This is a genomic window from Maribacter spongiicola (assembly GCF_004364165.1).
Classification (GTDB): domain Bacteria; phylum Bacteroidota; class Bacteroidia; order Flavobacteriales; family Flavobacteriaceae; genus Maribacter; species Maribacter spongiicola.
In genome coordinates, this window is sequence record NZ_SOAY01000015.1 from 47258 (window position 1) to 61151 (window position 13894).

Consider the following 13894-nt stretch of genomic DNA (forward strand, 5'->3'; position numbering starts at 1 on the left):
ACAGATTTCAAGTAAATATATCAATTACAGTATCTTTAACCTACTTTTATTTTTTGTAAACCATCTATCGAAGTGACATTTCTTAAAAAGCTATGTTTTATTATTATTGGAAACCAATTCAGTGAAAAAAAGGTTTCTAGTGGTAAAAACAAAGAATATACCGATTTAGAGTTAGTAGAACGTATTGTATCTAACAATGATGCTATGCTTTTTGGTGTGCTCTATGATAGGTACTCGAAATTAGTTTACAATAAGTGCTTGGGGTTCGCAAAATCGAACAAAGAGGCAGAAGACCTAACCCAAGATATATTTTTAATGTTATATGTGAAGCTTGGATCTTTTAAAGGAAATTCAAAATTTTCTACCTGGTTATATTCGTTTACCTATAATTTCTGTGTTAATTATGTCAATAGAAATAAGGAGAGAAAAATAAATGATAATTCAGTTAAGTTTGAAACACATGAAGATGTACCGGTAGAGGTAACAGATGATTTGTTACTTGAAATGCAAGTAGATAAACTTAAGAAAGCATTAGAACTTATTGCTCCAGAAGATAAAACGATATTGTTATTGAAATATCAAGATGGAGCATCGATAAAAGAATTGGAAGATATTTTAGAGCTTAAACCAAGCGCTATTAAAATGAGACTAAAAAGGGCAAAGGCCAAGGTTACGGAAATGTATAAAACCCTAAATTAATGTTAGAACAGAACCAAAATCCATTTAAGAATTTAGACGGGGACCTAAAAGACGTTCCGCCAGAACTACGTAAAAAAGTTATGGACGACGTTGCTACGGCTAAATTGATTATGGAGTTATCTGGACTGTTTACAGGTAGTTTTGCCTCAATAATAGAGGGTATGTTACAGACGAAATCTAAAAGAAAATAAGAATAAAGTAGCACAAGTTATATGGATACAGTTGATAAGTGGAAAGACCTCACCTTCGAATCTTTAAGTAATATTTTTAAAGATATTGCGTCTGCATTACCAGGAATTTTCGGAGCATTCATCGTTATTGTTTTTGGTTGGATCATTATTAAGGTGGTCACCTTTGTTTTGAAACGAATATTTAAAGCCATCAAATTAGATAAGGCTTCTGAAAAAATTAATGAAGCAAAATTATTTGGAGATGCCGATATTAAAATAGATTTGCCTAAAATCATAGTCACTTTTATCAAGGTATTATTGTGGTTGGTATTTATTATCGTGGCATCAGATATTATGGGCTTAACCATTATATCGACGGAAATTGCCAACCTATTAAGATACTTGCCAATATTACTGTCGGCGATGGTAATACTTATGCTAGGATTGTTTTTAGCTAAAACAATAAAAGAAACAATTATTAAAGTATTTGATTCAATTGGTCTTGGTGGCGGTAAATTGTTAGGTAGCGCTTTGTTTTATCTAATTATCATATTTGTTAGTATTACCGCATTGAACCAAGCAGGTATAGATACACAGATCATTACTAATAACTTTACAATTGTACTAGGCGCATTTTTACTGGCAATTGCTTTAGCATTAGGCTTGGGTTCTAGAGAAATTGTAGGTGACCTTTTAAGAACATTCTACTCAAGAAAAATTTATGAAGTAGGTGATAAGGTTAAAATAGGAGATTTACAGGGCACAGTTATCGGTATCGATAATATTTCGATGATACTGAAAACGAAAACCGGTAAGGTAGTAATCCCTATTAAAAAGGTGGTAGAGAAAACAGTTACGGTAGAAGAACAATCCTAACTAAAAATTAACGTTTTTCATTTAGAAAGAACAGATATGGTAATAATTCAAAATGTTATTGCTGCATATGTTTATGAATTAATTCATTAATTTTGTTAGAGATAAATAAACTTAAAATATGAGTGCTAAAAAAGGAAAAATTCAGGAAGCCATAGATGAGAAAATGTTGGAGGAAAGAAAAGTCTTTCTTTGGGGTATGGTTGATGACGATTCTGCAAAACATGTAATTGACAGGTTGTTATATCTAGATATGCAGAGCGATAAAGAGATTCAACTTTATATTAATAGTCCGGGTGGTTATGTTACTTCTGGTTTTGCAATGTATGATACTATAAAAGCATTGAAGAGTCCGGTTTCAACTATCTGTACAGGTTTGGCGGCATCAATGGGTTCTATCTTATTATCAGTAGGTAAAAAGGGAAGAAGATTCATTCAGCCACATGCTCAGGTAATGATTCACCAGCCAAGTGGTGGTGCAAGAGGTCAAGCTTCTAATATTGAAATACAAGCAAGAGAAATTATTAAGACCAAAGAGCTAAGTGCACAAATATTGGCAGATAATTGTGGTCAAGATTTTGATAAGGTTTTGAAGGATTTCGATAGAGATTATTGGATGAATGCAGAAGAGTCTATTAAATATGGTATCGTTGACGGTATTATGGAATAGATTAACAATAGCTTTAAAAATTAAAAAGTCCTTTACCAGATTGGTAAAGGACTTTTTTTATGGTTGGTAGTTAATTATTTAGATGCGATAATGCCTTTTTTAATTTGCAAAATTGGGAATTCCGTTCTTCTGTTCAGCTCTAGCTCATCGGGTGTGCAGTCTTCTTTACTGGTACATTTGTTAATAGGTATACGCTTACCATAACCTTTATAAGAAACGATTCTATCATCTGCTACTCCGTTTTCAATAAGATACTCATAAGTTGATTTCGCCCTTCTTTCAGAAAGGTCATCGTTGTATTCGTGACTACCTACAGGATCGGTATGCGCTTCTAGCTTAATAATCATATCTGGGTAGGTGTTATTCATAACACGAACTACTTTATCTAATTCTTTAGCAGCATCTGGTCTAATATCACTTTTATTAAAATCGAAATATATTTTATTAAGTCCCGCTAATAATTTTAAATCCATAACAGGTTCAAGAACAATATCTTGTCGCATTATCTTTTGAGCCTTTGGTGTTGATGCTGTATTGAAATAAACATTTTTATGAGGGTGGGTTTTTCTAACGGCCTCTATCATGTAAGTCGTTTTTCTATTTACAGGGAATCTATAGTACCCATTTTCATCACTGGTCGTCTGTGCAACTAATGTATTCGTTACTTGATCGTATAAAGTAACTTTAACACTGTCTAACATTTGGTTGTTAACACCATCAACAACATAACCTTCAACATCTAATGCTGGGGTAAATTTAAATTTGTAGATATCATCGCTACCAACACCACCTTCTCTGTTAGAACTAACGTAACCATCTAGCCCGTTCGGTAAACCGTAATATGCAAAATCATCACTAGAACTATTAATGGGCGTACCTAAGTTGATGATATCAATAATTTCATCATCTTCATTAGAAATAGTAGAGAAAACGTCTAATTGTCCAAAACCAACATGCCCATCAGAACTAAAGAATAATTTCCCTTCTTCGTTAATGAAGGGGAACATTTCGTTTCCTTCAGTGTTTACAATGGGTCCGGCATTAATGGGTTCCTGTACACCACCACGCTCATGAATTTCAGCATAGTAAATATCTGTGCCGCCATAACCACCAGGCCTATCCGATGCAAAATAAATGCGTGTTCTCGCAAGATTTACAGACGGATGCCCAGTGGAATAATAGTCACTATTAAATCTAAGATTGCTATTCTCTTCCCATTTATCATCAACAAGTTTAGCGGTGTATATTTTTAAATTAATTTCATTTGATGCACCGTAACCTTCTTTTTTGTCATAAAAGTTGTTACGGGTAAAGTACATTATAGTATCATTCTTATAATCTGTAGAAAAGGCTACCGAGCTTTCATGAAATTTTGTATTAATATTCCCTTTTACTCTTCTAGGTTCAGACATGGGGTTATCTTCTTGAACGACAAAAAGATCTAACCAAGGTTCATCGTTCCACCCATAACTTTCTCCTGTAACCACATCTCTTCTTGAAGAACTGAAGTACAAGTTGCCCATAAACCGATACACACCAAAATCACTGTCAGTAGAATTGAAGGCAACAGGTTCCACTTCGTATCGTTGTCTACTGTTAAATACTACTGAAGCTAAGTTACCATCCTGTAAAAATCGTTTAACACGAGAATCGTTCTTGTTGTATTTTTTATACTTTTTTAACCAAACTTCAGATTCCTCCATATCACCATTGGCGTATAAGGCCATAGCATATTTAAAATAGTAATCTGTTGGTAGGGTAGCATTGTTTATAACAGCGCTAAAATGAGGGATAGATTTTTTATAATCGCGTATTAATAAATAGCATTCCGCCAATTGCTGATGTGCATATTCAGCGTTGAAATCTGTTTCTACCATTCGTTCATACTCGGGTATAGCCAAAGAGTATGAGAATTTACTGAAATAATAATCCGCTTTTTTTTGAGATGCAATTTGTGCTGTTGAAAATTGACCTACTAACAGTAGTAGCATCAATAGCACAAGATTTTTATAATTTTTCATCTTATCGATTTTAAATTATTAGAAATATCTAGGAGACTTAATAGGTCCTAATACCTTCTTGGTAAGTTCGTAGATCAATATAATTTCATGCGTACCACCAGTGTAAGGTCTTACTGCTGAGGTAGGTAAATCGTAAGCATAACCAACTCTAAAATCTCTAGACACTTGGTAGTCCATCATGGCACCAAAGTTCGATGCATCGTTAACTCGATACGAAGTACCGATCCAAAACTTTTCGTTGAACAAGAAGTTTACAGTAAAGTCGTAAGTTGCTGGCGCACCATTAGTGAATTTTGTGATGACGGTCGGTTTAAATTTAGTCGTTTCAGACAAATCAAACACCATACCACCAATAGCATAGTAGCTATTACGCTCAATAGCTTCAAACTCACCATCGTTCAAATCGGTATTTAATATTCTAGGTGAGGAAATACCAGCATACCATCTATTGGAACCAATGTAGAAACCGGCGCCAAAATTTGGGTTTATATTATTAAAATTAGCATTGAAGAACTGATCATTAGGATCAGGATTTTCTAAGTTGTAACTAGTAAAACCTCCTTTTAGACCAAAACGCATTTTTACTTGTTGGCTAACAGGAACGGTATAAGAGAAATCTCCGTAGAAGTAGTTGGTACTTTCAAAACCCAGCTTATCATTTATATAAGAAACACCAATACCAATCTTCTCATTTTTCAAAGGGGAGTGAATAGATAGTGTACTGGTTCTAGGGTTACCTTCTAAACCTGCCCATTGGTTTCTATGCAAAATTGTTGCGTTCAACGTTTCTCTACTACCGGCATAAGCAGGGTTGACAGAAATAGTGTTGTACATATATTGCGTAAACTGAGGTAGTTGCTGTGCGCTTACAAAGGCACCAGTTAAAAGTAATATGGCTAAAAGTAGATTAGCTTTTTTCATGGTTTTGTTTGGGTTTAGCTTTTTAGGCTATGTGTTAATTTATAAGTAGGTTATCTTATTATTTACAAATTTAATGGCTCTTCTGAAAGAATTAGATTATAACGGCTGACATCCCATAATATTCGTTCTGAAACAGCATTTTCGTTTAATTGTTATTTTTTTCGGATGAACTAATTTGAGCTCATAATGGACTTATATATAGTGTTTTAAATGGAAAAATTATGGAGATAAAAGAAAAAATGCCTCATTCATTAAGATGAGGCATTGTAGATTATGTTTCTAAGGTTAATTGGTACCTAAGTATATATATCCGCTAAATGGTTCTATTTTTTTATCCGTATTTTTATCTGTCGCATGTATTATATAAAAGTAGGTACCGGTTGGTAACACATCAGATTGACCGAAAGAACCATCTGGAGATTTACCGCCCCAGTCATTTTGATAATCTTTGACCTCGGCAATTTTATTTCCCCAGCGGTTGAATATCATAACATCGAAACTTAAGGCACAACTCTCGGCACCTTTAATTTCAAAAAAGTCATTTACACCGTCACCATTTGCTGTAACAGCAGTAGAGATATTGATGTCACCTCTTCCACATGGTACACACTCCGTATCCACGATAACCGTAAAGTCAACATAGTACTTACAGGTACCCTCGGTAGAACTGTAGGCAATTTTATATTCACCTGGTTCGTGGTTCATAGGGTCAAAAATGTTCTGCTCCAATACTACATCGCCTTCCAAGATCATGAACGTGCCGTTACGATCAAAATCTGCCGGTAGGTAGTTCAATAGGTCGATCGGTTCTTCTTCGATACAAATATTGATCGTAATCTCTTGCAATTGTGGTTGCAGCACAAAAACGATCTGTTCAAAAGAGGCAGTGTTGCCACAAGAATCGGTAACGTTCCAAGTTCTAATGATCATATAATCATCGGAACCATCAGCTTGTTGCGTTTCTTCATTGTAAACCACATCAAAATTGCCACAGCCACCCGTGAATACCATTTCAGGAGCTTCAGGAATATCATCACCACATATAATGGTCATCTCTTCTTCGTAAGGCTGACTCATAATCTCCACAGAAGGCTCTACTGTAATTACCTGAGTATGTTCTACCATGTTGCCTGCGCAATCGGTAGCCGTCCAAGTTCTGGTAACCGTATACCCTAGAGCACAGTTTTCGTCATTGGTAATGGATTCTGTAAACGTTACGTCAATATTGGGCTCACAAGAATCTGTAGCCGTTAATGTAGATGCATCTGGCACCATGTTACATTCGACCGTCATATCTTGAGGTAGCGTTTCATTGAAGGTAGGAGCGACCGTATCTTCAATAGTAATTACTTGTGTATGTGTACGAACGTTACCGACACAATCGGTAATCGTCCATGTTCTAGTAATCGTATATTCCGTAGCACATTCGTCATCTTGACCAGCGATCAGTTCTTCATAAACAACGGTAATGGCACAAGCGCTATCAGAGGTTATTACAAAAGCATCAGGAATTGCATCACAAGCTTCAATAGTCTCATCTGTTGGCCAACCTTCATCACCATCATTATCAATAATAGTAACCGTGGCAATATTATCAGATAATATACCCACGATCGGACTCGAGATATTCTCAAGGATTACGCTGAAAGTTTCAGGATTTTCAATGATGATATCATCAATAATTGGAATTGTTATAGTCTGTGTATTCGGGTTTGTACCACCAAATGTCAATGTCTGCGTATTGCGAGGAACTCCCGTATAATCCATTCCATCAACAGTAGACCTATCAACAGTATAGAATTCAACAGTAAACTCATCTTGCACATCGGTATTCAGTACTACGTTCAATGTAACGGTACCATCACCTTCATTTACCTCAATTGAAGTAGTATCGAACTCAACTCCATAAAGTAATGGGTCGCTGTCATTATCGGTAATATTTACAGTTGCTTGAGTATCGTTTATTAAAATCAGTACAGTCGAAATATTAGAAAGGTCAACCACTAAATTTTCTAAAGCTTCGATAAGGTTATCGTCAATGATAGGAATTGTGATCGGTTGTGTTTCCCCATCCGTACCGGCGAAGGTCAACTGCCCAGAAGTAGTCATATAATCACCAAGTGCGATTGCTGAAGAATCGTTTGTAGTATAATTTAAAGTAAACCCGCCCGGTACGTTCCCTGTCAATAGAACATTTACAGTTGCTGTACCTGCAGCTTCGTCTACAGTGATATTGTCGTTTTGGAAGCTGATACCATAATTACCGTCTCTAAAGTCTACATCACCACCGGTACTTACATCATTATCAGAATCTGGTAAAACTAATGGTGTACTGAGAGGGTTGTCAATAGTACCTCCAACATCTGTATAATCTGAAGTAGCATCAGTTGCATCATCAAGGCCATCATTATCGCTATCTGTTCCGTCTAATGTAATATTTGCTTCAGAAATATCACTACCACCTTCATTATCAGAGTCGGTATCTAAATAATCTGGATTGTCAGTACCATCTGTATTGGTTGGGGTCAATCCTGTTGTATAGTTCATGTCAACTCCATTAACGTCTATGGCGTCAGCAGGTGAAACATAACCAATTGTAGTTTGAGCCTCTACATTATCTGGGATTCCATCACCATCGCTATCTAAATCTAAGAAATCATAAATGGTATCGGTGTCATCAACACTTTCAGAAAATGTATAGTTGTATTCTCTATCATCTGCAATGGCCTGTACGGCATCAGGAATACCATCAATCCCAACTACTCCATTTACTTCTCCGTTCGTATGTGCAACGGCATGTCCAATTTCTAGAGCATCTAAAATTCCGTCGTTGTCGCTATCCAAATCAAATCGATTTAGAACTCCATCGCCATCGGTATCGCAATCAACAGGTGTCAAAGCGCCAATTCCCATAGAATACCCTAAATTAGGGCCTGTGTGTTGCGAATAAGATACGCGAACAATTGGATTTAATTCATAACCCTCAAAAACCACTATTCCCCAAGATTGTCCTGTTCCTGTACCTCTATCTAGATAATGTACTCCATCAGGATAGGGTGCACCAACTCTTCTTACCAAACGAATAGCCCAATTGGGGTCGCCGCCAGTTTCTCGGCCATTATAATCATAAGGGTCTTCCGAGGGGTCATGGGTTAGTATAAAATCTGCATTAGCTACTATGGTTCCATCGGCTAAAGTCAATTGAAAATCACCTATTTCATTGTTAGAATGCACATTTCCAAAAGATAATGACAGCCTTCCGACTGGCTCAGTAAAAGTAAATTCATATCCTGGAGCATCCTCTTCTAATGCTATTCCATTTCCGTTCGCGCCAACTATGGGCTGACCGGTTGAGGTAACGCTAATGCCGTAATCCACATTCGAAATGTTCATTCCGCTTCGCGAAGTATAGGTCAACATGGAAGGGTTTTCTCCTAGACATTCTTCAATATCTGGTATACCGTCGTTATCATCATCCATATCAACATAATCCGGAATGGTATCGTTATCATTGTCCGGTTGCGGTTCATTATCTGTGATAATTCCTCTTCCATCCGCATCTATCATAACAACAAGCGAATTGGAGATATTCAACAAGGTAATGTTCAAATCTTCCGCTGTTTCTAAAATAGCATCGTCAATTATCGTTACGGTTACTACTTGCGTAGTTCCAGTGGTCGTATTTGCAGGGAAGTTTACATTGCCTGTAGCTGTTGCAACTGTATAATCATCTGGTGAGATTGCCATTGCATCGGTTATTGTAAAGTCTACTGTAAATGCATCGGCTACTGTAGCACCTGTATAAGTAATCACAAAATCAACCGTGCCTACATTTTCATTTGCAGTAAAATCTGCAACTGATATTCCATTACCTGCACCACCAGCATCATTATCGGTAATATTTACCGTTGCTTGAGTATCGTTTATTAAAATCAGTACAGTCGAAATATTAGAAAGGTCTACCAATAGGTTTTCTAGAGCTTCGATAAGATTATCATCAATAATCGGAACAGTAATCGGTTGTGTTTCCCCATCTGTACCAGCGAAGGTCAACTGACCCGAGGTAGTTGTATAATCTTCAGGTGCGATTGCTGAAGAATCGTTTGTAGAATAATCTAACGTAAACCCACCCGGTACGTTTCCTGTAAGAAGTACGTTTACGGTAGCGGTACCCACAGACTCGTCTACTGTAATATTGTCATTATCAAATGATATTCCTGTTCCCGCACCGCCGTCATCATCTTGTATGGTAAAGATTCTGTTAGGAGATAATATGCCAATGGTTGGATCACTAATATTATCTAAAACTTGCACGATTGTTTCACTTGGTTCAATAAGCGCATCTTCGATAATAGTAATGGGAATTGTTACTATAGTTCCTGCAGGTGAATTAGCAGGAAATGTTAAGGTTGTATTTACATTAGCAGCATAATCTGCACCTAAAGTAGCAGTGCCGCCTAAACCAATATTTTCATCACCAAAAGTTTCATAATCTACGGTAAAGGAATGCTCAACCGCTGAATTTAATTCTACTTCTAAATTATAGATTAAATCACTTTCAAATACTGCTACAAATTTCGCAAAAACGCTTGCATTATCATTATCATTAATGGTGCCGGTAGCGCTTGTATCATTCAAACCAATTAGTATGGTCGAAAGGTTAGAGAGTTCAACGGTAAATAATTGTGTTACTTCGTGAATAGCGTCGTCTGTAATTGGAACAATAATTTCAAAGAATTCATCATCATTACCCAGAAATGTTAATGTGCCACTTACAGAAGAATAATCATTTGCGCTTAATGCAGTAGCATCGGCAGTTGTATAGTCTAGTGTAAAGCCACCTGGTACATTACCAGTAAGCCTTATTGTAAATATTGCCGTACCTGCATCTTCATCTACAATAACATTGGTAGTATCGAAACTGATTCCTGTTCCCGCACCACCGTCGTTGTCCAATATTTCTCCTTCACCTGTATCATCGGTAATGTTTAAGACACCAACAGAGGCATAAGAAATTTGAACTTCGTGTGTTTCATTTGGTTCAATAAGACTATCATCTACTGCAGCAACATTAAAAGAGACCGAAGTGCTATTCGCTAAAAGTGTAACGGTACTTGGACCGCTATAATCAGCATTGGTGGTATTTATATTTGTATAGCCTAAATTAAAAACGATGTCTTGGTTGATGCTACTAGATGCCGTAATGGTAAAAACATTATTTGTTCCCTCTACTGTAGAAGAATCGTTGATCGAATAACTAGGATTGCTAGGAATTTCTGTTAAGGTACAATCTACACAAGTAGGGGCAGGAGTACATGTAGCACAAGGTGTTGGATCTGTTGAAGTATCTGTGATAGTATTACCATCAGTATCTTCGCCAGTTACCGTAGCCAAATTATTTACTTGACCATTATTTATATCGGTTTGTGTAATGCTATAAGTTGCACTGTAAACCCAAGTTTCTGTCGTATCTAATTGACCATCGGCGTCTGTATCGCCAGAAGCAGGGCCAGCTATAGCACCTCCTAATAATGGATCTGATACTACTACATTTGAAATAGGAACATTACCAGTGTTAATAATACTAAAGGTATAGTTTACTGCATCGCCTACATTAGTAAGCCCATTGGTATTTGAATCGATATAGACACCATCTTTAGTAATTTCTAGATTTCCAAAATCAACAGGTACACAGGCTGTGTTGTTAGAAGTATCGGTGTCACCGGTAACAGTTATTTGATTTCCAAATCCACCGCCATTTGTACAATCTTGCGTTGCATCGAATAAATCTTTATCTATAGTAAAAGTTGCGGTTATTAGCCAAGTTTCTGTTCGAAGTCCGGCTATTGATTCACCTGTAATAATTTGGTCGCCACTTGTAAACGGACTTAAAACGGCGCCATCAACCCCGTCACTTTCGCCTCCATAAGCTAAAGTTGCATTGATTAAAGAGAACCCATTACCTAATATAAAGGTATCGATGACATCATAAGAACCTGCTAGGCCGCCGATATTCTCTGCTGTAATTCTATAGGTTACGGTATATTCATCAGTAGCACTATTATATATAGGGCCCGTTTCAACTGTTTTACGTACATCAATACTAGAACTACACGGTATATTAGGTACGGTAATAGAACCATCAAAAATGGTGCAACTTAAACCAGGTGCTGCAACTTGTAATGTATAATCTCCGCTTAGAGAAGCATCGAAAGGGTCAAAAACAAGTTCGTTACTAGTACCTTGTTGAACCGTAGTACCAGCATCATCGATCCAAGTAAAAATAGCATTGGTAACCAGGTTTGCTGTTAGCGTAACCTGAGTTCCTGAAGCATCACAGCTTGCTACTAGATTTGGTGAATAAGGTACTACTTCGAAAGCGCCATCAGCTGAGTTGCCACAACTATCGGTTATTCTAACCGTATAGGTGCCTTCATTTGTTGCCGTAAAAATACCATCTGTTGAAGTGCGCCCAATATTAGAGGGAACCGATGAATTTATTATTTCATATTGATAAGGTGCAATACCATTTGAACCTTCTGCGATAATAACACCTGACCCTTCTGTACAAGTATAACCCACTATACTGTCAAATGAAGTAGACATATACGCTGGTATAGTAACATTTCTGGATTGGGGTTCACAAGCACACGTAAAAGCGCGGCCGGAAGTACATTCGCCGCCACTCTGAAATTCAAGATTCAATTGGTAGTTGCCTGCTGGCAGATTAGGTACCGTAACCGGAGTTCCTTCTGTAAAAAAATATATACTCTCACGAAATACCGAGTTGCCTGTATCTAGATTAGTTATAGTAACATTGGTATAGAAAGTTTGGTTGATATTACTTATTACGTTCGGATTGATAATTAGAGAATTGGAATTACCGCAACCTTGTAAAAAATCTACGCTGAAATCATGTTGAACCGTTTGTGAAGGTAAAATTTCAAAAGTTTCAATACCCGTCTCACAACCGTCTGTAATTTCTGCCTCATAAATTCCCGGCGGAAATGCTTCTGGGTAAACAGAACTTCCATTCGGATTCACAAATACTCTCGGGTAGCTGTAATTGGTAACAACACCACCTTCAGAAGTGAAGCTTGCGGGCCCAGATAAAATTGTAACCCTTCCATAATTGGTTCCACCGTTTCTAACATGGAAACCCATACCTGTAGTACCGTCCATACACCCGCGTTCTGGTCGCACATTCGCTTCAAATGTGGTTGCTACCACTGGTGTAAATGTAAGGGAGGTATTCATGGTATATGAACAACTATCTTGTAAAACAGCATCATAAGTATCACCAAGTTGAATATCGGCTTCACGAATTTCTGCCTCTAAATCATTTTGGTCTGTAAAGGTATATACAAGAATATCGCTTGCATCTGTTTGATTGGTTAGGGTTAGGGTCGCAGGTACTAAAATACTAGCTTCTTGAGAACTTGAATTCATCAATGAGGCGAATACAAAAAAAGCAGTTTCGCCAGAGCAATCAAATGCTTTCTGACTCCACATATCAATGTCAGGTGTGAATGTAAAGTTCTTATTTTCAGTTTGCCCACAAGCATCAACTATGTTCGCAGTATAGCCGGCTCCAAAATTATAGTTAGTCCCAAGACTATAGGAAAGACCAGAACTAGTATCTATGGAACCTGAGAAAATTACAGTGCCTGTAGCATCTTCGGTCACGGTAACTTGATGAGGGGAAACACCACGCCCAAAAGGTGAGTACTCCGCTTCATAAGTATCACAAGCAATTTTTTCAATGAAATCAATTGCACCTCCTATTGTAGTGATAGAAGGAGCGGTTAGCGTTATCGTTTCGCTGACAGTATTTTGACATGCATCTTCTATTTGAAAAGTATATGTCCCTTCGGACAGTCCTGAAAAAGTATCTGAATTTTGCTCTTGAATTACGGTTTGCGGTGAGGTACTTAAATCAACTATACGATATTTATAGGTAGGGAAAGTCGCAGTACCAATATGATTACCGTTGCTACCCGTAAGTGTAACTTCACCATCAGAACTACTAGAGCATGAGGGAGGAGTAATACCAAGGTTCAGACTCGGAAGTACATAATTACCTGTAACTGTTATGTTTCCAGAAACAGTAGTGAAAGTAGCATCACGTACTTCAACCGAATAGTTTCCAGGTTGTAAAGCTAGAAAGGTACCTGAGTTCTGAAAGCCTTTAATCACAGGACCGCTCACAATTCTATATTGATAGGGTTCGGTTCCGCCTTTGGCCGTTGCGGTTATGCTACCATCAGATGAACAAATTGACTCCGATTGCGTTAGGGATACATCTAATTGCGCAGATAGACTTGTACAAAAAACGAGAAAAGTAATTTTAAGGAGGAATTTAAACATATTCTTTTCTAGCTAAATCATTCATGAAAAACAATGAATAATTTTTATCAAACACAAAGTTAGCTTTGATATTTGTCGTTGCCCATTTTTTGTTGCGAAAGCGGCTGGTGTTGATGTGAAATGGCATTGGTGATTAGGACATCTGATTTAACGTAACCTTTATCGATGCTTTT

At 37.2% G+C, this 13894-nt stretch carries 7 protein-coding genes; 4 read left to right on the forward strand and 3 right to left on the reverse strand.

Features of this window, described 5'->3' with window-relative positions; all coding sequences use genetic code 11:
* Positions 1 to 72 precede the first annotated feature (72 nt).
* The 4 genes from CLV90_RS17185 to CLV90_RS17200 all read left to right on the forward strand — a co-directional run bounded on the left by CLV90_RS17185 (position 73) and on the right by CLV90_RS17200 (position 2412).
* On the forward strand, positions 73 to 699 hold the full coding sequence (locus CLV90_RS17185) for an RNA polymerase sigma factor (protein WP_243835533.1): 627 nt from the start codon (positions 73 to 75) through the stop codon (positions 697 to 699).
* The gene (locus CLV90_RS17190; RefSeq protein WP_133688754.1) at positions 699 to 890 is read left to right on the forward strand and encodes a hypothetical protein; all 192 of its coding nucleotides are present in this window, start codon (positions 699 to 701) and stop codon (positions 888 to 890) included. Before CLV90_RS17185 ends, CLV90_RS17190 begins: the two co-directional genes overlap by 1 nt.
* 21 nt (positions 891 to 911) lie before the next feature.
* The gene (locus CLV90_RS17195) at positions 912 to 1745 is read left to right on the forward strand and encodes a mechanosensitive ion channel family protein (protein WP_133688755.1); all 834 of its coding nucleotides are present in this window, start codon (positions 912 to 914) and stop codon (positions 1743 to 1745) included.
* Between the two features lie 118 nt (positions 1746 to 1863).
* Positions 1864 to 2412, forward strand: a complete 549-nt coding sequence (locus tag CLV90_RS17200; RefSeq protein WP_073247218.1) for a ClpP family protease — start codon at positions 1864 to 1866, stop codon at positions 2410 to 2412.
* A 74-nt stretch (positions 2413 to 2486) separates the two neighbouring features.
* Here CLV90_RS17200 and CLV90_RS17205 read toward each other — a convergent pair whose 3' ends face one another.
* The 3 genes from CLV90_RS17205 to CLV90_RS17215 form a co-directional block, all read right to left on the reverse strand.
* Positions 2487 to 4433, reverse strand: coding sequence for an OmpA family protein (locus CLV90_RS17205; protein WP_133688756.1), 1947 nt, complete (start codon positions 4431 to 4433; stop codon positions 2487 to 2489).
* An 18-nt stretch (positions 4434 to 4451) separates the two neighbouring features.
* Positions 4452 to 5354 (reverse strand): PorP/SprF family type IX secretion system membrane protein, encoded by a 903-nt coding sequence (locus CLV90_RS17210; RefSeq protein ID WP_133688757.1) that lies wholly within the window; start codon positions 5352 to 5354, stop codon positions 4452 to 4454.
* A 285-nt stretch (positions 5355 to 5639) separates the two neighbouring features.
* A complete protein-coding gene (locus tag CLV90_RS17215) occupies positions 5640 to 13721 on the reverse strand; it encodes a Calx-beta domain-containing protein (RefSeq protein WP_133688758.1) in 8082 nt (2693 codons plus the stop codon).
* Positions 13722 to 13894 lie beyond the last annotated feature (173 nt).